General features: G+C 64.8%; 23 protein-coding genes. 11 read left to right on the top strand and 12 right to left on the bottom strand.

The features are described 5' to 3' along the window. The first annotated feature begins 20 nt into the window (after positions 1-20). From RMET_RS27790 to RMET_RS27775, 4 genes are all read left to right on the top strand, one after another. The gene (locus tag RMET_RS27790) at positions 21-992 is read left to right on the top strand and encodes an NAD(P)H-dependent flavin oxidoreductase (RefSeq protein ID WP_011519840.1); all 972 of its coding nucleotides are present in this window, start codon (positions 21-23) and stop codon (positions 990-992) included. An 82-nt stretch (positions 993-1,074) separates the two neighbouring features. After that, positions 1,075-1,857 carry an SDR family NAD(P)-dependent oxidoreductase gene (locus tag RMET_RS27785; protein ID WP_008641302.1) on the top strand — a complete coding sequence of 261 codons (783 nt, stop codon included), beginning with the start codon at positions 1,075-1,077 and terminating at the stop codon, positions 1,855-1,857. Between the two features lie 76 nt (positions 1,858-1,933). Further along, a complete protein-coding gene (locus tag RMET_RS27780; RefSeq protein WP_011519839.1) occupies positions 1,934-3,112 on the top strand; it encodes an acetyl-CoA C-acetyltransferase in 1,179 nt (392 codons plus the stop codon). Positions 3,113-3,277: 165 nt separating this feature from the next. Then, a complete protein-coding gene (locus tag RMET_RS27775; protein ID WP_029309719.1) occupies positions 3,278-4,093 on the top strand; it encodes a crotonase/enoyl-CoA hydratase family protein in 816 nt (271 codons plus the stop codon). Between the two features lie 69 nt (positions 4,094-4,162). Here the strand turns inward: RMET_RS27775 and RMET_RS27770 are convergent, their stop codons facing one another. After that, positions 4,163-5,062 carry a lysophospholipid acyltransferase family protein gene (locus RMET_RS27770; protein ID WP_035820417.1) on the bottom strand — a complete coding sequence of 300 codons (900 nt, stop codon included), beginning with the start codon at positions 5,060-5,062 and terminating at the stop codon, positions 4,163-4,165. 324 nt (positions 5,063-5,386) lie between these two features. On the opposite strand from RMET_RS27770, the gene RMET_RS27765 reads away from it, so the two are divergent. Both RMET_RS27765 and RMET_RS27760 read left to right on the top strand, forming a co-directional pair. After that, entirely contained in the window at positions 5,387-5,674 is a 288-nt protein-coding gene (locus RMET_RS27765) for a hypothetical protein (protein WP_011519836.1), read from the top strand. 101 nt (positions 5,675-5,775) lie between these two features. After that, a complete protein-coding gene (locus RMET_RS27760; protein WP_011519835.1) occupies positions 5,776-6,150 on the top strand; it encodes a hypothetical protein in 375 nt (124 codons plus the stop codon). A gap of 69 nt (positions 6,151-6,219) precedes the next feature. Here RMET_RS27760 and RMET_RS27755 read toward each other — a convergent pair whose 3' ends face one another. The 4 genes from RMET_RS27755 to RMET_RS27740 form a co-directional block, all read right to left on the bottom strand. After that, positions 6,220-6,474, bottom strand: coding sequence for a hypothetical protein (locus tag RMET_RS27755; protein ID WP_008641308.1), 255 nt, complete (start codon positions 6,472-6,474; stop codon positions 6,220-6,222). Positions 6,475-6,577: 103 nt separating this feature from the next. Further along, entirely contained in the window at positions 6,578-6,829 is a 252-nt protein-coding gene (locus RMET_RS27750) for a hypothetical protein (RefSeq protein WP_011519834.1), read from the bottom strand. A 507-nt stretch (positions 6,830-7,336) separates the two neighbouring features. After that, positions 7,337-8,491: an acyl-CoA dehydrogenase family protein gene (locus RMET_RS27745; protein WP_011519833.1), complete on the bottom strand. Its 1,155-nt coding sequence runs from the start codon at positions 8,489-8,491 to the stop codon at positions 7,337-7,339. A 348-nt stretch (positions 8,492-8,839) separates the two neighbouring features. Then, complete coding sequence (locus tag RMET_RS27740) at positions 8,840-9,751, bottom strand: LysR substrate-binding domain-containing protein (RefSeq protein ID WP_029306975.1); 912 nt, start codon at positions 9,749-9,751, stop codon at positions 8,840-8,842. A gap of 375 nt (positions 9,752-10,126) precedes the next feature. On the opposite strand from RMET_RS27740, the gene RMET_RS27735 reads away from it, so the two are divergent. Genes RMET_RS27735 through RMET_RS27720 form a run of 4 tightly spaced genes read left to right on the top strand, consistent with a single transcriptional unit; the run spans position 10,127 to position 14,864 of the window. Beyond that, positions 10,127-12,109, top strand: coding sequence for an arylsulfatase (locus RMET_RS27735; protein WP_011519830.1), 1,983 nt, complete (start codon positions 10,127-10,129; stop codon positions 12,107-12,109). Positions 12,110-12,128: 19 nt separating this feature from the next. After that, positions 12,129-13,187 carry a formylglycine-generating enzyme family protein gene (locus RMET_RS27730; RefSeq protein ID WP_011519829.1) on the top strand — a complete coding sequence of 353 codons (1,059 nt, stop codon included), beginning with the start codon at positions 12,129-12,131 and terminating at the stop codon, positions 13,185-13,187. Next, complete coding sequence (locus tag RMET_RS27725; RefSeq protein ID WP_011519828.1) at positions 13,180-13,995, top strand: MetQ/NlpA family ABC transporter substrate-binding protein; 816 nt, start codon at positions 13,180-13,182, stop codon at positions 13,993-13,995. Before RMET_RS27730 ends, RMET_RS27725 begins: the two co-directional genes overlap by 8 nt. After that, positions 13,989-14,864, top strand: a complete 876-nt coding sequence (locus tag RMET_RS27720; RefSeq protein ID WP_085960506.1) for a YkgJ family cysteine cluster protein — start codon at positions 13,989-13,991, stop codon at positions 14,862-14,864. The genes RMET_RS27725 and RMET_RS27720 overlap by 7 nt, the downstream gene beginning before the upstream one ends. Here RMET_RS27720 and RMET_RS27715 read toward each other — a convergent pair. The 7 genes from RMET_RS27715 to RMET_RS27685 form a co-directional block, all read right to left on the bottom strand. Beyond that, positions 14,854-16,035, bottom strand: coding sequence for a M20 aminoacylase family protein (locus tag RMET_RS27715; RefSeq protein WP_011519826.1), 1,182 nt, complete (start codon positions 16,033-16,035; stop codon positions 14,854-14,856). The two genes, RMET_RS27720 and RMET_RS27715, sit on opposite strands and share 11 nt — an antisense overlap. 52 nt (positions 16,036-16,087) lie before the next feature. Further along, a complete protein-coding gene (locus RMET_RS27710) occupies positions 16,088-17,392 on the bottom strand; it encodes an MFS transporter (RefSeq protein WP_011519825.1) in 1,305 nt (434 codons plus the stop codon). Between the two features lie 153 nt (positions 17,393-17,545). Next, positions 17,546-18,454 (bottom strand): LysR substrate-binding domain-containing protein, encoded by a 909-nt coding sequence (locus RMET_RS27705; protein WP_011519824.1) that lies wholly within the window; start codon positions 18,452-18,454, stop codon positions 17,546-17,548. A gap of 155 nt (positions 18,455-18,609) precedes the next feature. After that, complete coding sequence (locus RMET_RS27700) at positions 18,610-20,334, bottom strand: arylsulfatase (RefSeq protein WP_104669947.1); 1,725 nt, start codon at positions 20,332-20,334, stop codon at positions 18,610-18,612. A gap of 462 nt (positions 20,335-20,796) precedes the next feature. Further along, positions 20,797-22,785, bottom strand: coding sequence for an alkyl/aryl-sulfatase (locus RMET_RS27695; RefSeq protein ID WP_011519822.1), 1,989 nt, complete (start codon positions 22,783-22,785; stop codon positions 20,797-20,799). A 73-nt stretch (positions 22,786-22,858) separates the two neighbouring features. Then, positions 22,859-24,463 (bottom strand): GMC family oxidoreductase, encoded by a 1,605-nt coding sequence (locus tag RMET_RS27690; protein ID WP_011519821.1) that lies wholly within the window; start codon positions 24,461-24,463, stop codon positions 22,859-22,861. Between the two features lie 25 nt (positions 24,464-24,488). Then, a complete protein-coding gene (locus tag RMET_RS27685) occupies positions 24,489-25,967 on the bottom strand; it encodes a coniferyl aldehyde dehydrogenase (RefSeq protein ID WP_029309717.1) in 1,479 nt (492 codons plus the stop codon). 159 nt (positions 25,968-26,126) lie between these two features. On the opposite strand from RMET_RS27685, the gene RMET_RS27680 reads away from it, so the two are divergent. After that, on the top strand, positions 26,127-26,765 hold the full coding sequence (locus RMET_RS27680) for a TetR/AcrR family transcriptional regulator (protein WP_011519819.1): 639 nt from the start codon (positions 26,127-26,129) through the stop codon (positions 26,763-26,765). Positions 26,766-26,813 lie beyond the last annotated feature (48 nt).

Below are 26,813 nucleotides of genomic sequence, written 5' to 3'. Positions count from 1 at the left end.
TCACTATCGTGAGCAATCCCATGCGAACCCGCGTCACGCGTTTGCTTGGCATCGACTATCCGATCATCCAGGGCGGCATGCAGTGGGTGGGTCTGGCCGAACTGGCATCGGCCGTGTCCAATGCAGGTGGCCTCGGCATCCTGACCGCGCTGACGCAACCCACGCCGGATGCCCTGCGCAACGAAATCGCCCGCACACGCGAGATGACCGATCGTCCTTTCGGCGTGAACCTGACCATCCTGCCGTCGATCAATCCGCCGCCGTATGCCGAGTACGTGGACGCAATCATCGATGGCGGCGTGCGCATCGTGGAGACCGCAGGCAACAGCCCGAAGGACTTCATCGCCCGCTTCAAGGCGGCGGGCGTGACCATCGTGCACAAGTGCACTACCGTGCGACATGCGCTCTCCGCCGAACGCAATGGCGTGGACATCGTTTCGATCGACGGCCTCGAATGCGCCGGCCATCCCGGCGAAGATGACGTGGGCGGGCTGGTGCTGATCCCCGCCGCCGCCCGGGCGCTGGAGATTCCGGTGATCGCATCCGGCGGCATCGCGGACGGACGTGGCATGGCCGCCGCGCTGGCGCTGGGCGCCGAAGGCGTGAACATGGGCACGCGCTTCTGCGTGACGAAGGAGGCGCCGATTCACGACAACATCAAGCAGGCGCTGGTCAATGGTTCCGAGCGTGACACCGCACTGATTTTCCGCACGCTGAAGAACACGGCGCGCGTCTTCCGCAACGCCATCGCCGAGGAAGTGGTGTCCATGGAACGGCGCCCCGGCGGTTGCGTGTTCGACGATATCCGTCCGTTGGTGACCGGTACCCGTGGCCGCGCGGCGCTGCAATCGGGCGAGGTCGACAACGGCGTGGTCAGCGCCGGCCAGTGCATCGGCCTGATCGACGATATTCCGACCTGCGCGGAACTGATCTCGCGCATGGTCAGCGATTGTCAGAACCGCATCGAAGCGACGCGCAAGTATTTCATCTGAACCCCGCATTGCCGATGCCGGCGGCATGTGTCGCCGCCTGGCCAGATGCGACGGCAGTCTTCCATTCACGCAAGGATATGCAATGAAACTCGATTCCAGCATTGCCGCGGTCATCACCGGTGGCGCTTCCGGCCTGGGTGCCGCCACCGCGCGACGCCTGGCCGGCGCCGGCGTCAAGGTGGCGCTGTTCGATCTGAATGCGGAGCTGGGGGAAGCGCTGGCGCGCGAGCTTGGTGGCGTGTTCTGCAAGGTTGACGTGACCAACGAGGAGCAGGTCGACGCCGCATTTGCCAAGGCGCGCGCGGCACATGGGCAGGAGCGCGTGCTCGTGAACTGTGCCGGCACCGGTTTCTCCGCCAAGACGGCGGGCCGGGACAAATCGACGGGAGAAATCCGCCACTTCCCCGTGGCCAACTTCAACCGGATAATTCAGATCAACCTGGTGGGCACCTTCAGCTGTATCGCCAAATCCGCTGCCGGAATGCTGACGCTGGACCCGCTCGATGACGGCGAACGCGGCACCATCATCAATACCGCGTCGGTGGCGGCGGAGGACGGGCAGATGGGCCAGGCGGCCTACAGTGCGTCAAAGGCGGCGATCACTGGCATGACGCTGCCGATCGCACGCGATCTGATGAGCGAAGGCATCCGCGTGAACACGATCATGCCTGGCCTGTTCAACACGCCGCTGATGCAGGGCCTGCCCGACAACGTGAAGTCCGCGCTGGCCGCGTCGGTGCCGTTTCCGAAGCGGCTCGGCGATCCGGACGAATACGCGCAACTGGCCGAGACCATGATCGTCAACCGCTACTTCAACGGTGAATCCGTGCGTCTGGACGGCGCGATTCGCATGGCGGCGCGCTAACCGGCATTCCCGCTTTCAGGGTGGCGCCCCGACGGAAGATCGGGCGCCAGCCCGTCATCTCATCACTGGAGACACCATGTCCGAAGCCTATATCGTTTCCGCCGTCCGCACCGCCGGCGGCCGTCGCAATGGCCGCCTGTCCGGCTGGCATCCCGCGGACCTCGCGGGGCAGGTGCTCGACGCGCTTGTCGAGCGCAGCGGGGCCGACCCGAGCATGGTGGAGGACGTCATCATGGGCTGCGTCGGCCAGGCGGGCGAGCAGTCTTCGAACATCGCGCGTGGCGCGGTCTTGGCTTCGAAGCTGCCGGAATCGGTGCCGGCTACCTCGGTCGACCGCCAGTGCGGATCTTCGCAACAGGCGCTGCATTTCGCGGCGCAGGCCGTGATGTCGGGCACCATGGACGTGGTGATCGCCGCCGGCGTGGAAAGCATGTCCCGCGTGCCGATGGGCACCCCGAGCACGCTGCCGCGAAAGAACGGCCTGGGCCACTACGTCAGCCCGCAAATGCAGGCGCGCTATCCGGGCGTGGAGTTCAGCCAGTTCACCGGCGCGGAGATGATCGCGAAGAAGTACAAGCTCGATAAGACCGCGCTCGACGCCTATGCGCTGCGCAGCCACCAGCTCGCCGCCGCGGCCACGAAGGCGGGGCGCTTCGAGCAGGAGATCCTGCCGCTGGCCGCGCGCATGAATGACGGCAGCGATCTCGGCGAGTTCCACACCATCGACGAAGGTATTCGTTTCGACGCGACGCTGGAGGGCATCGCCTCGGTAAAGCTGATCGCCGAAGGCGGTAGCGTCACGGCGGCCACCGCCAGCCAGATCTGCGACGGCGCGAGCGGCGTCATGGTCGTCAACGAACGCGGGTTGAAGATGCTGGGCGTCAAGCCGCTGGCACGCATCCACCATATGAGCGTGCTCGGACATGACCCGGTGGTCATGCTGGAGGCCCCGCTGCCTGCTACCGAGCGCGCGCTGAAGCGGGCCGGCATGCGGATCGACGATATCGATCTCTACGAGGTCAACGAAGCGTTCGCGCCGGTCCCCCTGGCCTGGCTGCAGGCGCTGGGCGCCGACGCGGATCGCCTGAACGTCAACGGCGGCGCGATCGCACTGGGCCATCCGCTGGGCGGCTCGGGCACCAAGCTGATGACGACGTTGATCCATGCACTGCATCAGCGCGGCAAGCGCTACGGCCTGCAGACCATGTGCGAGGGCGGCGGCATGGCCAACGTCACGATCGTCGAAAGGCTCTGACCGCGCGGCACACGTTTTCCAAAGCCCCGTCGGAGTGCACGCGTGGAGCGTGTCCGACGGGATTTTTTTGGTCTGCGGTGCCATGTTCGGCGCGCCCTGGAAGCCAGTTACCGAAATCCGGGATGTGACCGCTGCAACATGCTGTATCAAAGAGAAGCCCTTGGAATGACTGCTGACAACTCCCAACGTATCGTTGTAACCATCGAGGAAGGCGTGGCCGAAGTCCGCCTGAATCGCCCCGACAAGATGAACGCGCTGGATCAGGCGATGTTCGACGCATTGGTCGACACGGGCCGGCAACTGGCCGAGATGCCAGGTCTGCGTGCTGTCGTGCTTTCCGGTGAAGGCAAGGCGTTCTGCGCGGGTCTGGACATGGGCCGCATGGCCAGTCTGAGCGAAGGGACCGACCCCTCGCTCAAGCGTGGCCGGCTGACGCCGCGCACGCATGGCATGTCGAATCACCCGCAATACGCCTGCATGGTCTGGCGCGAACTGCCCGTGCCAGTGATCGCCGCGGTGCATGGCGCTGCCTTTGGCGGTGGGCTCCAGGTGGCGCTGGGCGCGGACCTGCGCTACGTGACGGCCGATGCCAAGCTTTCGATCATGGAGATCAAGTGGGGTCTGGTGCCGGATATGGGCGGCATGTTGCTGACGCGCGGGCTCGTACGGCCAGATGTGCTGAACGAACTGATCTACACGGGACGCATCATCAGCGGCACCGAGGCGGTGGAACTGGGGCTGGCCACGCGCGTGTGTGAAGATCCAAGGGTCGCGGCAATGGCCGTCGCACGCGAGATCGCCATGAAGAGCCCGGACGCGATTCGTGCGGGCAAACGCCTGATGCGGGTCACCGAGGATGGCGACGCGCTGGCGATTCTCCAGGCCGAGTCTGTCGAGCAGGACGCGCTGATCGGCGCGCCCAACCAGACGGAGGCGGTACGCGCCAATATGGAGAAGCGGGCGCCGCGATTCCTGCCGTGATGGCTTGAGTCTTGTCTCGGGGGCGCGCTACCGCTGTGGCTGGCCGTGCGCGGACGCCCTTCGGGTACATCAAGGGGCGAGAGGTGCTGGCGGACCCTGGATAACGGAGGCGTCGTGTTCTGGGACAACGGCTGAATCGGGAGCCGGAGCGCCGGACGGGACCTTGAAGCGGTTGTATCCCCACAGGTACTGCAGCGGAAAGCGCCGGATCATCTCTTCCAGTTCGGCGTTGATCCATGCTGCCTGCGCCTCGGCGGTCGGCGGCAATGGTCCTGACAGGCGCTTCACGTGCATGCGCCAGCCACGCCCACCGGGCAGGCGTTCGCCCGCGGCAACGATCAGCGGCGCCCCCGTTTGCGCTGCGAGCTTTCCTGGCAGCGTTATCGTATAGGCCTTGCGGCCAAAGAACGGTACCCACACGCCTTCACCCTTGGGCGCCTGATCGGGCAATAGCCCGATCGCTTCACCCTGGCGCAGCGCGCGGACGAACGCGCGCACGCCTTGGGAAGTCGCGGGAACTGTCTTCAGACTCGAGGTGGCACGTACCGATTCAAGCAAGTCCCGCAATATCGGCTTGCGGTGTGGTCGGAACATGACTGTCAGCGCGATGCGCTCCGCGGCATAGCGGGCTGCCAGTTCGAAGCATCCAAGGTGCGGTGTCAGCATGATGAGTCCGCGACCTTCCGCCAGGGTCTGCTCGATCACCGTCCAGTCATCGCAAATCACCTGATCGCGACACGCCGGGCCGCGATACCACACGCGTGCCAGTTCGATCATCATGGCGCCGGTCTCGCCTGCGGCCTGCCGGGCAAATGCCGGATCGGAAAAGCCAGCCTGGGCGGCATTCTGCTGCACGTGCTGTCGGTATCGCCCCGGGAGGGCATAGACGAGCCGCCCCAGAACGCGGCCTGTAGCGTGCGCAATCGGTAGCGGCACGGCGGCAATCAGCCGGATGAGAGTGGACAGCACCCTCCGCGGCGGAGGTTGATTTCGGTGCATGGTCACTCCTCGGGGGTTGAGTATTGGGTGTCGCGGGACAAATTTCTTCTACACGAAGAATCGGGCAGATACTTGTCCGGATTGTTAGGGGCCGCTCTTCGCGAAGACTTATGGACGGAGCCCTGGGGCGACTCGATCGGACCTGGCCGGTGCAAGTCAAGTCAGCAGCTTCGAAATGCCGAACTCCCTTGTTTTCGGGCTTGGCAGATGTTCGCAGGGTGAAATTAGGTCACGCCTGGCCTCGCAAGAAGAGTAGAGTGAGCAATGAATACCGCAAAAGCTTAGGAGTACGCTATGGATGCTTACCCGACTGCCACTTACAAAGGGTATGACATTTACCCTCTAGTCTACAGACATACCGACGGGGCGCGTGCCTGGGGGGAGCCCAGGCCGGATCGGTCCTTCAACGCTGCGGTGGTGATCTGCCGCGAGGGCGCGCATCCCGATAGCACGCAGGCCCGCACGTTTCACCTGGACACAACGCCCTGGGACAACGTGGGCGCCGCCCGGCGCGCCGTGCTGCGCTATGCCGAGGAAATCATCAACGGAGAAGTGACCGGTCAGTCCGTTGTTTCCCTGTAACTGCCTCACTGTCACTGGCATTGTCAACTGACCCGGGTATAGTCCTAGCTTCCCGCCGTATTCAGACGAACGATAACGTAGCTCATGAGGACATCTCAGGCATGACGAACACCGCCGCGCCATCCAGTTTTCTGTGCACGTTACCCGGCCAGGGCAAGGGAATTGCCTATCATGTGGCCGTTAGCTTTGCGGATGCGGCCCAGCCCACGGGCGTCAGATTCACCAGCTTTGTCGGTGATGGCAGGCGTTCGTTCGGTGTGGTGACCGGAGCGGGATCGCTTCAGGGCGAGATTGCAGCGAACTCGGAGGCACTATGCCGCCTGGCGATCGGGCAGGCAGTCCGGGACCACCTCTACGAGAAAACCAAGGAAGGCGACACCGCGCTGGATCTGGGCGCCGAGCCTTGGGACGGCGAACTCAGGCCCGTCGGGGCGGGCGCGCCCACGGGCGGGCTACGGCATCGTCCGCTAGGCTGAGTACGGGTGTGAGGTTGAGTGCGTGATTCGCAGGCGGCGGATTGTCCCACCGCCTGTGGCGCACTTGGCTTAGATGCCGAATTCCGGGCTGCCGTAACGCGTCAGCAATGACTCGATCAGTGCCATGTCCTGCGTTTGCGGCGTGCGATCCTCGATGGCGCGCGATGGGCCGCCATAGGTAGCGGTCACGTGGCGGCGTACCGTCAATACGGCAGCATCCGGTGGCGTCACGGCAACCGGCTGCCACGGCGTGTGCCGGTAACTGCCGGCAATCCATCCGGCCGGGGTCAGGTGGAGTTCTTCCCATTCTTCGTTGTTAGGCATGTCTTGCTTGCTCTCCTGTATGCGGATTGGATGGTGGGCAGCACGGGTACCTGCGTCAGGCAGGCGTCGCGCCGTTGAGAGGGTGCCCGAAGTGGGCCTTGCGTCACGCTTGACCCGATGGGGCGCGTCGTTGCGCGGAACGTTGCATGCGGGCTGCGGCGCTCTTGCCCGCCTGTCGGGCGGCCTGCTTGGCCTTGGCTTCCGAGCAATGCGTGGCGTGCCGCATGGAGACGTTGGCGACGACACGCTCCGCGCCGTTCCTGTACTCCGAGATCATGTAGTTGGCAAACCATACGCCCGGCTCTTGCTGGATCGGGTACACGGAAACGGTAAATGGGGTGGTGCTCGTATTCAAATTGGTCCTGTTCAGTGGCGCTCGGCCCGGAAGCTTCTTCTGCCGCCACTTCACATGTGCGGCGCGCTTGCCGGCTGTCGAAAGCCATTGGATAAATCAGTGTCGCTTCGCACGTAGGCGCAGGCGGAAAACTGGCGTGAGGTAGACCGTGCTTACGCGGACTGAGGCGCCAGTACAGGTGCGACAATCGCGGAGCGGACGTGCCGCCGGTCAGGTAGGTTGCGGGCGATGTCTGTCACCCAGAATGAATCGGGTGTACGCCCGACAGGCCGCTGGTGTTCTTCTATGAATGTGATGTCTAGCGGCCGCAGCCTCGACGCCGGGCGATGCCGGCGTATGGCAGGGAGCGTGGATGATACCACCAATGGTGGTCGGCTGCCGGTGGGCGCGCCAGTTGCGCGAGCCAGGGATCACGTGCGTGGCGGAGAGCGCACGCAGGAAGGGGGGATGACGGAGGCCGAGATTCATCCCGGCCCCGCTTGCCAAGCGCCGAGTTTCAGCCGATTGTCAGCCGTTGGTCGGGCGCTGCGAGAACGTCCTGCCGAAGACGCCTTCAGCGACGCGGTTCTTCAGGATTTCGATGGAGCCACCGGCGATCATCCAGCCGCGCGTCCGCCGCACGCAGTACTCCACGAGAGATTCCTGGCTGAAGCCCATGCCGCCCATCACCTGCAGCGCTTCATTGGAAACCTCCCAGCCAGCCATGTTGCAGGCCAGCTTGGCCATAGCCGTGCTCTGCGCGCTGGGCAGTCCGTGCTCGCCTTCGAGAGCGGCGCGATACAGCATCATCTGCGCCTGCTCCAGCTTCATCGCCATATCCGCGAACTTCCACTGAATGCCCTGGAATTCGCAGAGCTCGCGGCCGAACTGCTTGCGGGTCATGGCATGTTCCCGGGCCACGTTGAACGCGTGGCGCCCCAGCGCCAGCGCGCGTGACGAGTTGCCCAGACGCTCGACGTTGAACCCCGAGATCTGCTTCTTGAAACCGCCCGGTCCGAGCAGCACGTTTTCCACCGGGATACGGCAATCATCGAAGTAGAGCTGCGACCACTGCTCGCCGTTCATGAACGATGATGGCTCGCCGACCTGGAAGCCGGGCGTGCCGCGCTCGACCAGCACGGAGCCGATGCCACCGACGCCCGGGCCGAAGCGTACATAGATCAGGAAAAGCTCGGCGTCGGGGCTGTGCGTGGAGAAAACCTTGCTGCCGTTGATGACGTAGCTGTCACCGTCGAGGCGCGCGCTGGTTTTCAACTCGGTCACGGCGGACCCGGCATCGGGTTCGCTCATGCCCAGCGAGACCACCTTGCGGCCAGCCAGGAGGTCCGGCAGGTATCGCGCTTTCTGCTCGGGCGATGCGTATTCCACGAACGTCCGAATCGGCCCGAAGTTGCCAGCCTGGACGATGTCGGCGCTCCTGGGGCAAACCAGCGCGATTTGCTCGATCGCCAGCACCGCGTGCATCAGCGTGCCGCCCTGGCCGCCATCTTCTTCGGAGAAGGCGATGCCCAGCAGCCCCTGCTCGGCGAGCAGCGCCGCCGTGTCCCAGGGGTAGTGGGGCGAATGTGCCCGGGCCAGCGCGCCATCCTTGAGTTTGTCCTGCGCAAAACGGGCAACCGAGTCCGCGAAAGCCTGATGTTCCTCGCTGAGTTTGAAATCCATGTGTGTTCCTGCGTCTGTTCGGGATGTGTGACGTCGGAATGGTGCCTGTGGCCCCGAGGCCTGAGAACTTCGACTTTTGTCAGCAGCCCGAACAAATACTCATACCAGCCCCACATCCGGGAAGTTCTCCGTGCGGCTTGCATGACGCCGCGAAGCGGCGCAGGTGGACAAGACCATGCTGGCCAACGTGCTGAGGCCTGGCCCGGCCGATTTCTTCGCGTTGTGGCTGAACGGCTAGAAATACCTCGCGCGCGGCGAGTTTCTGGAGAGGAACGATTACCCGGTCGGGTATCGCATGATTCGGCGCGGGTAAGGGGCCGAATCCGCCGGCCTTGGCGCCATAAAGCATCAGCCTGGTGTCATGGGCTTGCTTTCCCGGGCCTCACGCACCAGCCATTCCTTGAAGGCCGCGATCTTGCCCGAGTAACGCTGTACCGACGGCGTCACGATATAGTGGTCCCGCCCGGTACGCAGCGGCCTTGCAAACGGGCAGACCAGCCGTCCAGCCTTGAGGTCGGGGTCCAGCATGTGCTGCTGGCCGATTGCGATGCCAAGGTTGTCCGTGGCCGCCTGCCACGTGAGGATGGAACTGCTGAAGACCATCTTTTCGGCCTTGTCGAACACGTGACCCATGCCGACGTGCGCGAGCCACGTCGGCCAGTCATTCTTGCGGTACTTGGAAACCAGCAGGCGCTTGCTTTGCAGCGACTCCAGCAACTGCTCCGTGCTGCCATGGAAGGCTTCCAGGAACGCGGGCGAGCAGACGGGTTCGATGACATCCTCGAGCAGCAGCGTTGCCTCGGCGTTTGGCCAGTTGCCATCACCGAGGACGATCGCCAGGTCGCATTGCTCTGTGCCGAAATCGAGCGGCGCGTTGCTGTTGGTAATCAGCACTTCGACGTCGGGGTACTGCAGCTTGAAATGCGGCAACCTGGGAATCAGCCATCGCGCTGTCAGCGTGGTGTAGGTGCGCAGGCGAATGACGTTGTCGGAGTACTTCTGGGTGACGAACTTGGTGGCCTCCGAGATTTCCTCGAACGCCGGGCCGATGCGCCGCGCGTAGGCCTCACCAACCTCGGTCAGTTTCACGCCAATGCGTTCGCGGGTGAAGAGCTGGACGCCCAGGTATTCCTCCAGCACCGCGATCTGACGGCTCACTGCCGATTGACTGACCCGAAGTTCGTTGGCGGCGGTCGTGAGGTTCTTGGCTCTGGCCACGACCTCGAAGACCTTCAATGGGTTGAGCGGAGGAATCTTCATCACGTCGCTGGTCTTCCCAGTCTCTCGTGTGCTTGCCGGACGACGCATGGTCCGGCTGTAGGTGCGTCTGGACGTTTCAGGGGCGCTGTGATCTGCCCTGCGAGACGAGCCGTGGAGGCTGATCGGGGAGATCTTAGCATGGCTGTCGAGCGCGGAATCGACGTGTCTGCCAGCGATGGCCACCCCTTCGCCACACCGGGTCCGCGATCACGCATAAGCGCTATCAAGCCGCGCTGATATTGCCGCTGGGCCCGCTTCCGGCCGGGTACTGGCGCGCTTCGATAATGCATATGCGAAACCATTCGTTCTGTGAAGCCGATGTGATTCATAGCATGGCTCTCTTTCTCAACCCCGACGTTGAAGCGAGAGACGCATATGAAAAGAACGAAAGCGGCTGCCTTCCCACAACCGGTGCGACGCGCGCTGGCCACCCTTTGCCTGGGCGCGGTGGCGCTGGCCGCAGGTTGCGGGAGCGATGGCACCGAGAGCGGCACGCTGGCCGTGGACAGTGGCACGCCGGTCACCACCCCACCGCAGGTCGTGGCGAAGAAGCCCAACATCCTGTTCATCATGGCCGATGACCTCGGGTACTCGGACCTGGGCGCGTTCGGCAGCGAGATCCGCACGCCCAACATTGACGCGCTGGTGCGCGATGGTCGCATCCTGACCAATCACCACACCGCCGCCGTGTGCGCGGTGACGCGTTCGATGATCATCTCCGGCACCGACCATCATCTGGTCGGGCAGGGCACGATGGCGAACAGCGACCCCAATTACGTGGACGAGAACGGCAAGCCCATTCCCGGCTACGAGGGCTACCTGAACGATCGCGCGCTCTCGATCGCGCAACTGCTGAAGGACGGCGGCTATCACACCTACATGGCCGGCAAGTGGCACCTTGGCAGTGGCTTGCCCAACGCAACGAACCAGGGCGCGGCGGTTGGCACATCGGCGCCGGGGCAGACGCCGGTCTCGTGGGGTTTCGAGAAGAGCTACGCGCTGCTCGGCGGCGGCGGGGATCACTTCGGCCGTAACGGCGCAACCGCCTACGTGGAGGACGATCACTACGTCACGCCCAACACGACCAGCTTCTTCTCGTCGGACTTCTATACCTCGACGATCATCAAGTACATCGACTCGAGCACGGGCAAGAACACCGATGGCAAGCCATTCTTCGCCTACCTGACCTACCAGGCGCCACACTCGCCGCTGCAGGCGCCGGCAGGCTATATCGATCGCTACAAGGGCGTCTATGACGCGGGCTACGAGCCGATACGCGCCGCACGGCTGGCCCGGCAGAAAGCGCTCGGCCTGATCCCGGCCGACTTCACGCCCAATCCGGGTCGTGATGAAACACTCGCCGTCACGCCGGCCACGGCGAACTGGGGCACGCCTCAGGCGTCGTACGTCAGCGCCACGCGCAGCGTCGCGCAAGGCGGTGTGGATACCCGTGTGATGAACGCGAACAAGAAGTGGGACAGCCTGACTGCGGACCAGAAGAAGGCGCAGGCCCGCTACATGGAAATTTTCGCGGCCATGGTGGAGAACCTGGACGACAATGTTGGCCGGCTGGTGCAGCACCTCAAGGACATTGGCGAGTACGAAAACACCGTCATCGTGTTTCAGTCCGACAATGGCCCCGAAGCCAGCTACTACGAGTTCAGCGGCAAGTACGACCAGGACTACGACACGAAGAACGCCGATCCGGCCGTGTTCCCCACGCTCGGCACGCCGGCCTACAAGGGCACGGCCACGATCGACTACGGCCAGCGCTGGGCGGAAGTCAGCGCCACGCCATTCAAGCTGTGGAAGTCGTTCCCGTCAGAGGGCGGGCACTCCGTGCCGACCATCGTCAAGTTGGCCGGCACGGCATCCGCGCCGCCGCAGAGCAGGGTGACGGCCTTCACCCACGTGGTAGACCTGGCGCCGACGTTCCTGGACCTCGCCGGTGTCAGCGCACCGACCAAGCCGGCCGCGCCGCTCTACGACAGCAAGGGGATCGACCGCAATGCGGGCAAGGTCGTGTACGACGGTCGCAATGTCTATCCGATCACCGGCCTGTCGTTGCTGCCGACGCTGCAGGGCAAGACAACCGGCCCGTCGCGCACCACGTTCTCCGAGGAGCTGTACGGTCGCACCTATGTCTATAGCGACAACTGGAAGGCCGTATGGATCGAGCCGCCGTTCGGCCCGGCAGACGGCGAATGGACGCTCTACGACATTCGCGCCGATCGCGGCGAGACGAACAACCTCGCAGCGCAGCGCCCGGATGTGCTGAGCGACCTGAAGGGCAAGTGGAACGACTACGCCGCGCGCGTGGGCGCGGTGCTGCCCAAGGTACCGGGCATGATCTACTGACATTGCGGAACCCGTGGACATGGTCGTGAACGTGTTGCGAAACAGGGGACGCTGGCGCACGCCGCTGGCGGTAGCTGGGCTGGCATTCGCGGTGGGTGTCATCGCGTCGCTGGGCGTGCATGCGGTGCCGGGGGCCGCCATGCCTGACGGCGCCACACTCGGTTCGGTGCAGCGATGCGCCGCCTACTCGGGTTTGCCGGCCGGCTGGGGCAAGTCGCGGACGGCTGGCATGGCTCGGGTGACGGGCGGTGAGTTCGTGCCCGGTACCACGCTTGGCTATCCGGACGAGCGGCCCGCAGGAAAAACGCGCGTCGGCAGCTTCTGGATCGACCGTACCGAGGTGACGGTGGCCCAGTTCGCGGCGTTCGTGCAGGCCACCGGTTACGTCACCGATGCCGAGCGACAAGGTGCGGCGGTGGTCTTCCACAAGCCGACCGACGCAGAACTGGGTCAACGCCCCTACGCGTGGTGGACGATGGTGACAGGCGCCAACTGGCGGCATCCGGAAGGGCCGGCCGCTGCCAATTCACATGGCTACGATCACCGACGTGACAACCAGCCGGTGACGCTCGTCACGCAGGCCGATGCCAGGGCCTATGCGAACTGGCTCGGCCATGACCTGCCCACGGAGGACGAATGGGAGTTCGCGGCCAAGGCGGGACGTAGTGATGCCGGACTGGAAACGGCACCGCAAACGGCCGAAGGAACGCCCACCGCCAACTACTGGCAGGGCGTGTTCCCGGTGCTCAATACCTCGCGCGATGGGTTCGCGGGGCTCGCGCCGGTGGGGTGCTACACCGCCAATGCGCTCGGCTTGTTCGACATGATCGCCAACGCCTGGGAGTGGACTGGCGACGCCTACACCGGCCCGCGTCAGTCGCACGCCAATGGCGATACGGCAGTCGTGGCGGCAGCGTCACGGTCGCGCAAGCCGGCGGCGACCAGTGTAATCAAGGGCGGATCGTTCCTGTGCGCGCCGGACTTCTGCGTGCGCTACCGTGCTTCGGCGCGGGAGTCTGCCGAAAGCGACTTGCCGACGTCGCATATCGGCTTCCGAACGGTGCTGCGCGATGGCTGAGAAGACTTACCTCCACCGTCGCGGCGTGCTGACGGCGTTGCTGGCGATGGCATTGCCATCGCCAGGATCTGCCACGGCGGCATCCGGTTCTGTCCAGCCGCGCTACACGGTGCGTATCGGCGTGGTCGCGGAACCAGACAGCGAGTTGGTTGGCGCGGCCAGCGATGCGGCGTTGCGTGAAGGCGTGCGGCTGGAGACGGTGCGTTTTGCCAGCGTGGCGCAGGCCAATGCGGCGGTGACTACGGGCCGGATCGAAGCAAACATCGCACAGGACGGGCCGTCGCTGGCTCGGGCCGGCAGCGGCCTGCTGCCCGTGGCCCATACCGTCACCTATCCGATGGGGCTGTATTCGCGCACGCTATCCGATCTGCGCGGATTGCCGCCTCGATCCGTTGTCGCGTTCCCTGCCGAACCGTCCGCGCAGGGGCGTGCCCTGCTTCTGCTGCAAGGTTACGGCCTGATCCGGATATCGTCTGATGCGGGATTGAGCCCGCGCACCACGGATATCGTGGAGAACCGGCGAGGGCTGCGCTGGCGTGCCGTTGCGGAGGCGAGGCTTGCCGCCGCGCTCGACAACGCCGCACTTGTGGCGCTTCCGTTTGCCGCGGCATCGGCAGCCGGTCTCGCGCCCGCGCGCGACGCGCTCGGCATGGAGGACTCGCGCGTGCCCTTTGCCAATGTGCTGGCCATCCGCGCGCGCGATCGCGATGCGCCGTGGTTGACGCCAACTGTGCGCGGCCTGCATTCGGAGCCCGTCAAGACGTTCATCCTGGCGCGCTTCAACGATTCGGTGCGTCGTCCGTGGTGAAGCTGGCCGATATCGCCGTGATGCACGAGCGGACGTTCTCATTCCATTGCAGCACATGCGGCAAATGCTGTAACTCGTCGCCGCTGCTGACGATGGCCGAGTTATTCCGTCATCAGGACCGTTTTATCGGCTGTCTGTCGTTGCGGCGGGTGCACCCGTCGCACCCGGACGCCCGTGAGCTGGCGGCCATGCTTGGGCATGTCTTGCCCGGCGGTGACAGTCTCATGCTGGCGATTCAGGGTGTCGACTATCCATCGCTGGCCGCCTGTCCGGCACTTGGCGATGACAACCTCTGCACCATCCACGCCACGCGCCCGACCACTTGCGCCGTGGTGCCGCTCGATGCGTGGACACCCGATGCGCTGCAGTCGGCTGTGCTGGCTAGCCGGAGAAACGGTGCGGCCTATATCGGCGCGGACTGTATATCGGAAGGCATGCGCGATGGCTATCAGGAACTGGTGCGACATGGGCGCATCACGTCGCCGGCTTACGCGGCAGCGCTGGCGCAACGGCGCGCCGTCGAAGCCGCGGAGAAGGCGGAGTGGGGCAACGCAGTGTTCCGGCTCCTGTTGCCGGAACTGCTGGCCGCGCCCGGCGGCATCGCTGCCCTGCCCGTGGAGGGGTATCGCACGCTGGCGTTGGCACCGGTGTTAGCCGTGATCGCCGCGGGCTCCGAGCCGGATCGTTTGCGCTGCCTGGCGTTCATCGACGCGCAGGTCGCGCTGATTCGCCGCCACGCCGCGGCGGCCATCGCACGGAAACAACCTGTCGACCGCCCGGTCACCGCCACGTTGCGCGGCTTCGAGGCGGTGTTGCTGAGTCTGGCGGTCAGGTTGCGAGAGGGGCAAGCCGTGACGATCACGACTTGAGATAGCCCTCTGCCAATGCTACCCAGCAGGCGGCGCCGAGCGGAATTAGCGCATCGTTGAAGTCGTAGCCGTCGTTGTGCACCGAGCAACCTACCCACTCGCCAGTGCCGTTGCCAAGCACGAAATAGCAGCCGGGCACCTTCTCGAGCATCCAGGCAAAGTCCTCGCTGCCCATCTGCGTCGAGGGCGGGACCTGGATGACGTTGTCATTGCCGAGCACGCTGGCGACGGCTTCGCGCGCGATCGCCGCTTCTGCCGGCGTGTTGCGGATGGCCGGCACCAGATGCAGGTACTCGATCTCGGCCTCGACACCGGCCGACGCGGCCTGATGCGTGACCACGGCACGGATGCGTTCCTCCAGCAGCTTGCGGACCTCGGGCAACGTGGCACGCACACTGAGCTTGAGCGTGGCAGTCTCCGGGATGATGTTGTAGGTCGTGCCCGCTTCGATCTGGCCCACGCTGATCACGCCCGCATCCACCGGCGCCACGTTGCGCGCGATGATGCCTTGCAGGGCCACCACGGTGTGCGCCAGCGCCAGCGTGGGGTCGGCGGCACGATTCGGAATCGCGCCATGCCCGCCCTTGCCGCGGAAGGTCACGGTCACGCGGTCCGACGATCCGCCCTGCGCGCCAGACTGGACCACGGCCATGCCGACCGGCAGGCCCGGCGCGTTGTGGAACGCGTAGATCGCGTCGCACGGAAAGCGTTCGAAGAGACCATCCTCCATCATCGACAGGGCGCCGGTCATGCCTTCCTCGTCAGGCTGGAAGATCAGGTTCAGCGTGCCATCGAAGTTGCGCGTGGCCGCGAGATATTCGGCAGCGGCCAGTAGCGTGGCCGTGTGCCCGTCATGCCCGCAGGCGTGCATACGGCCGGGTACTTCGCTGGCATAGGGCAAGCCGGTGCGTTCCTGCAGCGGGAGCGCATCCATGTCGGCCCGAATGCCGATGCGGCGCGGGCCGTTGCCGACATTGAGCTGGGCCACGATGCCGTGGCCGCCAATGCCGGTATGGACGTCGTAGCCCCATTCGCGCAGCAGACCGGCCACCATGGCGGCGGTGCGCGGCACGTCGGCCCCGAGCTCCGGGTGCGCATGGATGCGATGGCGCAGATCGGCAAAGCGGCTGGCTGCGGACGAGATGGCGGCGGGAATGGGTGTGGTCGTCATGATGAATGGGGCTGAGCGTTGTGGGGCAATCGGGGCATCTTCAAGGCGGCGCTCAATCGCGGCCCGGATGGCTGGGGAACAGCAGAAGGGCAGTAAAGCTGATCAGCGACGCGCACAGCATGTATCCGACCGGCGCCATGCGGCTACCGGTGGTAGCGATCAGCCACGTGACCACCAGCGGCGCGAAGCCGCCAAAAACGGTCACGCCCACGCTGTACATGATCGACATACCGGTGGCGCGGTGATGGCGCGGCAGCGATTCCATCATCAGCGCCGATCCCGCGCCGCCGCCTACGGAACTCAACGTGACCGATAACGCGATGCAGGCCAGCGTCAATGGCAGCCCCGGGCCAGAAGACAGCAGCGCGAAGTTGGGCACCATCACGCTGATGGCGACAATGCTGTTGGCGATCAGCAGCGGCTTGCGGCGCGGCAGCCGGTCCGCGAGCAATCCGAACAGCGGCGACATGACCAGCATCGTCAGACCTGCCACGCAGGCGCCCAGGAACGCGGTCACGGGCGGCATGTGCACGGTGTTGACCAGATAGGTCGGCATGTAGAACACCATGATGTACATCGACGACGTGCTGCTCGTCATCAGCAGCACGCCGAGAATCAGCGTGCGGCGATGCTCGCGCACCACCGTCATGAGGCCGGCGTGGGCGGTGTTTTCGGTTTGGGTCTCTTCGAGATGCCGGCGGATGTAGATGCCGACCGGGGCGATCAGCAGGCCGAGCATGAACGGCACGCGCCAGCCCCATGACTGGAGTGCTTCGGGGCTCAGCAGCGCCGACACCGCGGCGCCGGTCAGCGCCCCCAGCAATGCCGCAGCGCCCTGGCTTGCGCCTTGCCAGCTCACCGCGAAGCAGCGCCGTTGCTTGCCAGTCGACTCCATCAGCAGCGCGGACGCGGCGCCAACCTCGCCGCCAGCGGACAGGCCCTGCAGCAGACGGCCCACCACCACCAGCGCAGTGGCGGTCACGCCGATGCTGGCGTAGGACGGCGTGAAGGCCAGCAGCGCCGTGCCGGCGGTCATCAGGCCGATCGTCAGCGTCAGCGCGGCCTTGCGGCCCCGCCGGTCGGCCATGTTGCCGATGAGCACGGCGCCGAGCGGGCGCATCACGAAGCCAGCACCGAACGTCGCAAAGGAAAGCAGCAACGAGGCGAGCGGACTGCTGGCGGGAAAGAACAGCCGGCCGATGGTGGCAGCGAAGAAGCTGTAGACCGTGAAGTCGTAGATCTCCAGTCCATTGCCGATGGCAGCCGCGATGACGGCGCGGCGGCCCTGCGTGCTGGAAGCGGGCGCGACGACGCGGGCTGCGGCATCGCTGCCCAGCGAAACGGTGGCTTCGTTCATGAGGCTCCTCGTGGTGGTCCGTCCGGGCAGTCGCTGAATGGCTGCCCGTGTTCTTATGGGTTTCTGTTCGACCGGACGATCTTAGGTGCCTGGCACCCATGGCGCACGCAGCTTTTTTTCATGGGTATGAGCGTTGGTAATCACGGGGTGGCGTCAATCCGCCGTGGGAAACTCCTGGCGCAATGCGTCCAGCAAGGCATCGTGCAGCCGTGCCGCCGCCCAGGTGAGGGTGTGGCGGTCACGCGATACCAGCGCGATGGTGCGATCCGGCATGGTCTCGTCGACGTCGATGAAGTCCATGGTTTCGACGAGATAGCGACTGCGGCGGGATTCCTCGGAGAGCAGCACCAGCAGGTCGCTCTGCCGGCACATCTCCAGGGCCAGGGTCATCGACGTGCATTCGACAACGCGCGACGGCAGCGTCATGCCGTTGATGACGAAGAGCTGATGAAACGGCGTGCCGGTATCGGAGAGCGGATCGAGTACGAGCCACTCCGCCTCCAGCAACGCGCCCAGCGAGCGCGTCTTGCGCAACGGATGATCCTTGCGGCCAGCAATCAGCGTCGGCACGTGGCAAGCCTGGGCGCAGTCGAGGCCATGCGCGGTGGCCAGGGACTGGGAGGTCAGCGCGAAGTCGATGGTGCCTTCGCGCAGGTGCTCGAGCATTTGCGCGGGCCGCATTTCCTGCACGCGCAACTGTGCGCTCGGGAAATCGCGCCGGAACGCCGTGATGCAGGCGCCCGCCGGGCGCAGCAGGGCGGTGACCGGCGTGACGGCAACGGTGATCTCGCTGACCACGGTCCCTTTCATGTCCTCGAGATCCTGGCGCGCGCGCCTGACGTTCTCGCTGATCAGGCGGGCGTGGCCGACCAGTCGTTGCCCGTATGGTGTGAGTTGCACACCCTTGTTCGTGCGCACGAACAGCGCGGCACCCACGCTGGCTTCCAGTTCCTTGATGGCCTTGCTCAGTGCTGGCTGGGTGACGTGGAGCAGGCGGGATGCCTCCTGCATGCTGCCCGTCTCGGAGACGGCGGCCAACGCGCGCAATTGATGGAGCTTCATGAGGGGTCTCCCCGGAACGACCCGCAATCCGCTTGCGGAAAGCCGCCATTCTAGGCGCGACGAGACCTCCTGCGTGTTTTCTGACTGCCCAGAATGCCACCGGCCGGCGTTCCGCGAGGCGGAAGCCGGCCGGTGGTGTCAGACGCTATCCGGTGTTACTTGGCTGGCGTCTTGTCCAGCGTCTTCATCAGTTGCTCGACCGCCTGGTCGATACTGAAGCTCGCGGGACGCTGGCTGGGCGGATAGTCCTTGAACGTTTGAAGGAACGGAATCACGCGATAGACGCCGTACTGCATCAGGTAGGCGTTCTTCGTGGCCCAGTCATAGTATTGATCGGATACCGTATCGGCGCGCTCGTATGGGTCCATGCGCAGGTTGAACGCCTTGGGTGCGCGCAAGCAGGTGAACGGGTTGGACCACACCTGGAAGCCGCCTGGCTGCCGCTGCTCACAGAAGACGATTTTCCAGTCGTTGTAGCGATAGGCGACCAGTTGCCCGTCATCGTTGAAGTAGTAGAAGTCCTGGCGCGGGCCGGTATTGGTCTGCCCGGTCAGGTACGGCAGGAAGTTATAGCCGTCCAGATGCACCTTGAACGATTTGCCACCAAGGCTGGTGCCCTTGAGCAGTCGTTCCTTGATGTCGGTATCGCCCGCGGCCGCAAGCAGCGTGGGGAACCAGTCAAGGCCGGACATCATCGTTGTGGAGACCGTGCCCGGTTTGATGCGGCCCGGCCACTTCACCAGCGCCGGCACGCGGAATGCGCCTTCCCAGTTGGTGTCCTTCTCGCTGCGGAACGGCGTGGTTGCCGCATCCGGCCAGCTGAACTGGTTCGGGCCATTGTCCGTCGTGTAGACCACGATGGTGTTGTCGGCGATCTTCAGGTCGTCGAGCGTCCTGAGCAGCTTGCCCACGTCGGCGTCATGCTCGAGCATGCCGTCCGCGTACTCGTTGCCCGGCATACCGCTCTGGCCGCGCATCGACTCGCGTACATGGGTGAACAAGTGCATGCGGGTGGTGTTCATCCACACGAAGAACGGCTTGTCCGCCTTGACCTGCTTCTCCATGAAGCCGATGGCTGCTGCCGTGGTCTCGTCGTCGATGGTCTCCATGCGCTTGCGCGTCAGTGGGCCGGTGTCTTCCACCTTGCCGTCGGAGAACGAGTGGATCACGCCACGCGGCGAATTTGCCTTCACGAAGGCCGCATCGTTCTTCGGATAATACGGACGCTCCGGCTCCTCTTCGGCGTTCAGGTGATACAGGTTGCCGTAGAACTCGTCGAAGCCGTGCGCGGTCGGCAGGTATTCGTTGCGGTCGCCAAGGTGGTTCTTGCCGAACTGGCCGGTGGCATAGCCAAGCGGCTTCAGCGCTTCGGCAATGGTCGCGTTCTGCGCCTGCAGGCCCACGGTCGCGCCGGGGATGCCGACCTTCAGCAGGCCGGTACGCAAGCCGACTTCACCAGTGATGAAGGTAGAGCGGCCCGCGGTACAGCTGTTCTCGCCGTAGTAGTCGGTCATCATCATCCCCTCACGGGCGATGCGATCGATGTTCGGGGTGCGGTAGCCAACCACGCCATGGCTGTAGGCGCTGATGTTGGTCTGGCCAATGTCGTCACCGAAGATCACCAGGATGTTCGGCTTCTTGCCTGAATTGGCCACCGGCGGCAGTGCCGGCGCGGAAGCTGCCGACTCCGGTGCATTCGCGGCGACAGGGGGATTCTCGCGGGCGGCCTGCGGCGCTGCAGGCGCCTCGGCGGAAGATTGCGCGGCTGGTGCTTGTGCTGCCGGTGCCTTGGGCTCTTCCTGCTTGCCGCAGCCCGCCAATGTCAGTACGGCAGCGGCAATGGCAAGCGTCGCCAGTCCCCCGATTCTTGTCTTTCTCATTTCAGCTTGCCTCATGAAAGTGCCTCCGGTGCAAATCGCAATGGCGCATAAGTCTCGTGAAGTATCGCTGTTGAGTGAGATCAACGGAATTCAGTTTATTGGAGGTATGAAGTGAATTGTTTATGAAGCGCTCGGAAACTGACTTCACAGACAGGGATGTCCGAAGCGGGCGGTATGGCAGGTCGGTTTCCCCCGGGGATAGCCGTCGCACGGGTTCTGCCTGCGGGAAAACGCGAGAGCGCAAACGGTTCGCGTGCCAATTCCTTTTATTGCAGTATTTGATTTAGTCAAAAATAAACAGCGAAATTTACCAAATTGACTAGATGGCGGCTCTGCACGCGCTGTGATGACAGCAGGGGCGAATCGACCTGCGCGGGTGCCGGGCGCAGGGGCCACCACCCGGCTCCTGGGGGAGGGCCGGGTGCCGGGTAACGGTTCAGCGGGTGAAGACGCCAGACGGCATCAAGGCGTCACGATATTGAACTGCGGGTCGAACTTGTCCAGCATTCCCATCCATGACTTCAGTACAGCCGGATCGCCGTCCACCTTGGCGCGCCCGGCCGAGAGTTCCGCGGGCAGCGTGGTCTGGCCCAGCAGCGAGCCGATCAGCGCGCTGCGCGGCATCGTCAACGTGGCACCGGCGTCGTCGAACTGGCGCTCCGGCTTATAGAGGAAGACACCGTTTTCCACCGACAGCGCATAGCGCTTGCCAGTATCGGGTTGTACCCAGTTGAACTTCAGGTCGTGGCCGGCGGCGCGCTCGCCATTGAGACGCACGGCCAGGAAGTCCAGGAACATCGTGTCGGTCATGGCCCCGATCATGTCTGGGCTGGCAGTCTGGGTGCCCTGCAGCTTGGGCACACCATTGCGCAACTCGTAGGCGCCCACCAGATAGGCACTGCGCCAGCTTGCGGCCTCGGTCTGGTAGCCGAGCTGTTCAAGCGCGTCGGCCTCGAGCTTGCGGGCCGCCAGGTTCGACGGATCGGCGTAGACCACGTGCTTGACCACCTGCGCCACCCAGCGGTAATCGCCTTGGGCGTACGACTTGCTGGCCTGAGCGAGGATCTTGTCGGCGCCGCCCATGTACTGCACGTAGCGTTGCGCGGACTCTTCCGGTGGCAGCGGGTGCAGGTCGGCCGGGTCACCGCTGTACCAGCCGAGGTACCGCTGGTAGACGGCCTTGGCGTTGTGATTCACCGTGCCGTAGTAGTCGCGAAGGTCCCATTGGCTGGCCAGAGACGGCGGCAGCTTCACGCGCTCGCCTACCTCGGTCATCGTGTAGCCCTGGTTGGCCAGGCGCAGTGTCTGGTCGTGGATGAACTTGTAGGCGTCGCGCTGCCGCGAGAGGAAGCCGGTAATGCTCTGCTGGCCCCACTTTGGCCAGTGGTGCTGCGCGAAGATGACGTCAGTGCGGTTGCCGTAGCGGTCGATGGTCTCGTCGAGCGCGCGCCACCACTGGTTGGCGTCGCGCACCTGGGCGCCGCGGATGGTGTAGAGGTTGTGCAGGTTATGCGTGGCGTCCTCTGCCGCGCACAGTGCCCGCCACTGCGGGAAGTACATCAGCATCTCGGCCGGCGCCTCGGAGCCGGGAGCCATCTGGAATTCGATCCGCACGCCGTCGATCGTGCGGGTTTCGCCGGTCTTGCCGATCAGGTCGGTGGGCGGAATCAGTGTGATCGTGCCGAGCGAAACGGTCTTGCCGAGGCCGGCGTCCACCTGCCCCTGCGGGCCCTTTGGCAGCAGGGCGCCGTACATGTACTGCGCGCGGCGGCTCATGGCATTGCCGGCGAAGATGTTCTCGCTGATGGCCTCTTCCATAAAGCCTTCGGGCGCGTAGATCTTCACCTTGCCCGACTTGACGTCATCCTGACTGACCACGCCCTTCACGCCGCCGAAGTGGTCCACGTGGCTGTGTGAGTAGATCACCGCGACGATGGGCTTCTTCGGACGGTACTTGTAGTAGACGTCGATCGCCGCGCGGGCGGTTTCGGCGGTCAGGAGCGGATCGATCACGATAAGGCCACTGTCGCCCTCGACGATGGTCATGTTCGAGAGGTCGAAGCCACGTACCTGATAGATGCGGTCGGTGACCTTGAACAGGCCGTGCTTCAGGTTGAGCTGCGCCTGGCGCCAGAGGCTCGGATTGACCGAGGCGGGTGAGGCATCGTCACGCAGGAAGGCATAGGCGTCGAGGTTCCAGACCACGCGACCATCGGCATTGCGGATCTCGCCACTGTCGAGCGATCCGACCCAGCCACGTTGGGCATCTTCGAAGTCCTGCCGGTTGGCGAAAGGCAGGCGCTTCAGGACGTCCGCATTGGCATCGCGCGTGGCGGCCGTTGCGTCGTTGGTGGCAATGGACTCGGTGGGCGCGGCCATGGCGCTCATCGGGAACAGGCTGCCCACCAGCACGGAAATGGCCGCGTGAAACGCGGCGGTCTTGCATTGCATGGAGTCTCCTTTTCGGGCTCTTGTTATGCGGGTTTGCTATTTGGCTTTTGTGATGCGGCGTTGCGATGCGCAATCAGGCGGCAGCGCGGCCCTGCCAGTCTTCCGCGATCATCGCGGCACCCTTCTCTCCGATCATGATCGAGGGGGCATTCGTGTTGCCGCCGATCAGCGTCGGCATGATCGAGGCATCGACCACGCGCAGTCGTTCCATGCCGCGCACGCGCAGGCGCTGGTCGACCACGGCCATGTCGTCGCTACCCATGCGGCAGGTGCCCACCGGGTGGTAGATGGTGTCGGTGCGGCGGCGCAGCAGGTCGACGAGCTGGTCGTCGCTGCTCACACCCTTCACGTACAGTTCGCGCCCGGCGTAGCGGGCCAGCGGCTGGGCGTGCATGATCTCGCGCGAGAGCTTGTAGCCCTTGAGCAGCGTCGTCACGTCGTCGTCGTTGCTGAGGAAGTTCGGGTCGATACGCGGCGGCGCCAGCGGATTGGCGGAGTTCAGGCCGACCGTGCCGCGGCTCTTCGGACGCAGCACGCAGACGTGGCAGCTCATGCCGTGTCCCGTGTGGAGCGTGCGGTTGTGGTTGTCCACGATGCCGGTGACCCAGTGCAGTTGCACGTCGGGACGCGACAGCGACGGATCGGTGCGCAGGAACGCGCCGGCCTCGCCGAAGTTGCTGGCCAGCAGACCTGTGCGCGACTTGCGGTACTCGAAGAACGCCTTCGTCATGGCCGCCGCGCCTTGCAGCGACACGCCCATCAGCGATTTGTCGGGGCTCTTGAAGGGCAGGATGTAGTCGGGATGGTCGATCAGCCCCTTGCCGACGCCGGGCAGCGCGTGCTGGACGGCGATGCCATGGGGACGCAGGTCTGCTTCGTCGCCGATGCCCGAAAGCTGGAGCAGTTGGGGTGTGCCGAACGCGCCGGCTGCCACGATGGTCTCGCGGCGCGCGTGCAGTTCCACGTCACGGCCTTTCACGCGGACCGTGACGCCTTCCGCCGTGTTGCCGCGCAGGATCAGCCGGGTGGCATGGCCGCCCGTCAGCACGGTGAGATTCGGGCGCTTGTCGCGGAGGGGATGCAGGAACGCCACCGATGCGCTGCAGCGCTGGCCGTTGCGAATGGTCACATGATAGTGGCCAACGCCTTCCTGGTCGGCGCCGTTGAAATCCGCATTGACGGCGTGGCCGCTCTTGCGGCCGGCTTCGATAAACGCATGCGTGGCCGGATGGGCGTCGAGCGCGCTCACGGTCAGCTCGCCGCCGGCGCCGTGATAAGCGTCGGCGCCGCCGAAGTAATCCTCGGATCGTCGGAACCAGGGCAGCACACCGTCGTAGGACCAGTCGGGATTACCCAGCGCAGCCCAGTCGTCGTAATCGGTGCGGTGGCCGCGGATGTAGATCATCGCGTTGATGGCGCTGCTGCCGCCAAGCGTCTTGCCGCGCGGCTGGTAGCCGAGACGGCCCTTCAGCCCTGGCTGCGGAACTGTCTCGAATGCCCAGTTGACGTGTCGGGTCGGCAGGATGCCGACGATGCCAGCCGGCGTGTGGATCAGCGGAGAGCGATCGACCGGGCCGGCTTCGACCAGACAGACGCGCACGGAGGGGTCGGCGCTCAGGCGGTTGGCCAGCACGCAGCCAGCCGAACCCGCGCCAATGATGACGTAGTCGAAATCCATGATGTTGTTCTTGGGAACTTGGGAATTAGTCTTGGGATGCCGTCACTGGCGAGGCTTCGGTTTGCACGGGGGGCGCTGCGGTAGGCCGCCCCAGGAACATCCGCAGCGTCAGGCGCTGGATGAACGTGCCGTAGGGCGGATGAAACAATTCGATCGGGAACCACTTCCGCTCGGAGAACACGGCCTTGGCGTGCGATAGCTCGCGGAAGCCCTCGGCGCCGTGATAGTTGCCCATGCCGGACGTGCCGGTGCCACCGAACGGCAGGTCGTGATTCAGCACGTGCCAGCCCCAGTCGTTCAGCGTGACGCCGCCCGCGTGCGTGCGTTGCAGCAGGGTGGTGGATTCGGCCTTGTCGTCGCCGAAGTAGTACATGGCGAGCGGGCGCGTGCCGCCGCGTATGTGCGTCACGACGTCCTCGAATGCGCGATAGGTGAAGACCGGCAGGATCGGGCCGAAGATTTCTTCGCGCGCGATGCGCATCCGGGGCGTTACGCCGAGTACCACGTGCAGTGGCACGCGGCGTCCATCCTCGGGCATGGCCGAGCGCATGACCTGCGCGCCGTGGGCACGCGCGTCATCGAGCAGATCGTTCATGCGCTGGTGGGCGCGGTCATGAATGATGCTTGCGTAGTCGTCGCGATCCGCCGGGAACAGCGCTGCGGATGCGTTCAGCACTTCCGTGGCAAAACGGGCGGCGAGCGCCTCTGGCACCAGGGCGTAGTCCGGCGCCACGCAGATCTGACCGGCGTTGACCGTTTTGCCGTGGGCGATGCGCCGTGCCGCGGTTGCCAGGTTCGCGCTGGACGACACGATGGCAGGCGATTTGCCACCGAGTTCGAGCGTGACGGGCGTCAGGTGTTCGGCGGCGGCACGCATCACGTGGCGGCCGACCTCGGGCGAACCCGTGAACACCAGATGATCGAACGGTAGGCCGGTGAACTGGCGTGCCACGTCGGCGTCGCCTTCGACGATGGCGACTTCGTCCTCGGTGAACGCCTCAGCAAGCAAGGCGCGCAGCGCGGCAGAGGTCCGGGGCGCGAACTCCGAGGTCTTGATCAGGCATCGGTTGCCTGCCGCCAGCGCGGTGGCCAGTGGCCCGAGCGCCAGATAGACGGGGAAGTTCCAGGGCACCACGATGCCAACCACGCCCTTGGGTTGATACACCACCTTGGCGCTGTTCCCGAGGAACAACAGTTCGACACTCCTGCGCGACGGTCGCATCCACCGGCGTAGCCCGCCAAGCAGGTGGTTGATGTGCAGCACGGACGGCAGCACGTCGACCATCATCGTCTCGGCATGGGCGCGTCCGCCGAAGTCCCGGTCCGCCGCCTGCGCCAGGCTGTCGGCGTGCTTGCGAACTGCATCGCGCAAGCGCCGCAGGCCCTGCTTTCTGTCGGCCAGCGCCGGGTAGGGCGCGGCGGCAAAGGCTGACCGCTGCGCTTGGAACAGACGCTCCATCCCGTCACGCGTGGATTCTCTTGTTGTTTGTGGAGTATCGGGCACTAGAAACCCCTTAAAAATAAACTGAACAGTCAGTACAATTTGAAGTGTCGGAGTTGGGGCGGATCGGTGTCAAGCCAGGAAGGGGAAACCTAGGGCAAGTCCGGAGGACCGATATGACGCCGCTGCTACAATTTGCGGCAAGCTGAATGGGTGAAGTCGATGAGTGCAAACGAGACGGGCGACGTTGTCGCCATTCCGAATGGGACAACGAAATACCGCCGGGGCCTCGAGACCCGCAATCGCGTCATTGCGCTCACGAAGTCATTGATTTCCGAGCACGGCTATAGCGAAGTGACGCTCGATCAGATCTCTGCCCAGGTCGGCGTGGCCAAGAGCAGCCTGCTTTGGCATTTCGGCAGCAAGGAAATGCTGCTTGCCGAGGCGGCGATCAGTCTGTTCCAGGAAATCGAGCTTGCGCTGCGTCCCGACGATCTGGAGGGAAGGCCGCTGGCCGAGCGCGTCGACGAGATCTTTGACCGGGTGGCCGACTATTTCACGCGCAATCCGGAAACCAAGGGGGTGGTGATGGCGCTGCTGTTCTCCGCCAACACCCCCCAGTCCGTGCGCGAACATATCCGCGAAGGGTGGAACGGCCATGTCCGCGTGCTGGTAGAGGCGTTGGGCACGCCGGAGCGCCCGCTTTCTCCCGACGCCGCCCGCCTGCTGGTGGCCATCTTCCACGGCGCGTACTGTCACTGGTACGCCAACGGCCGCACGCAGCCGATTGGCGACTACCTGCACCCGGCACGGGACCTGTTCCTGAACTGGATCTCGGCGGAGAACGCATCCCGGCGTTGAGCGGGACGTCGCACCGTGTTCGCCACCTTCGCAATTTTCGGCGCCGCC

Origin of the sequence: Cupriavidus metallidurans CH34 (assembly GCF_000196015.1) — a bacterium.
Classification (GTDB): domain Bacteria; phylum Pseudomonadota; class Gammaproteobacteria; order Burkholderiales; family Burkholderiaceae; genus Cupriavidus; species Cupriavidus metallidurans.
This window is presented reverse-complemented; position numbering and strand designations above follow the sequence as displayed.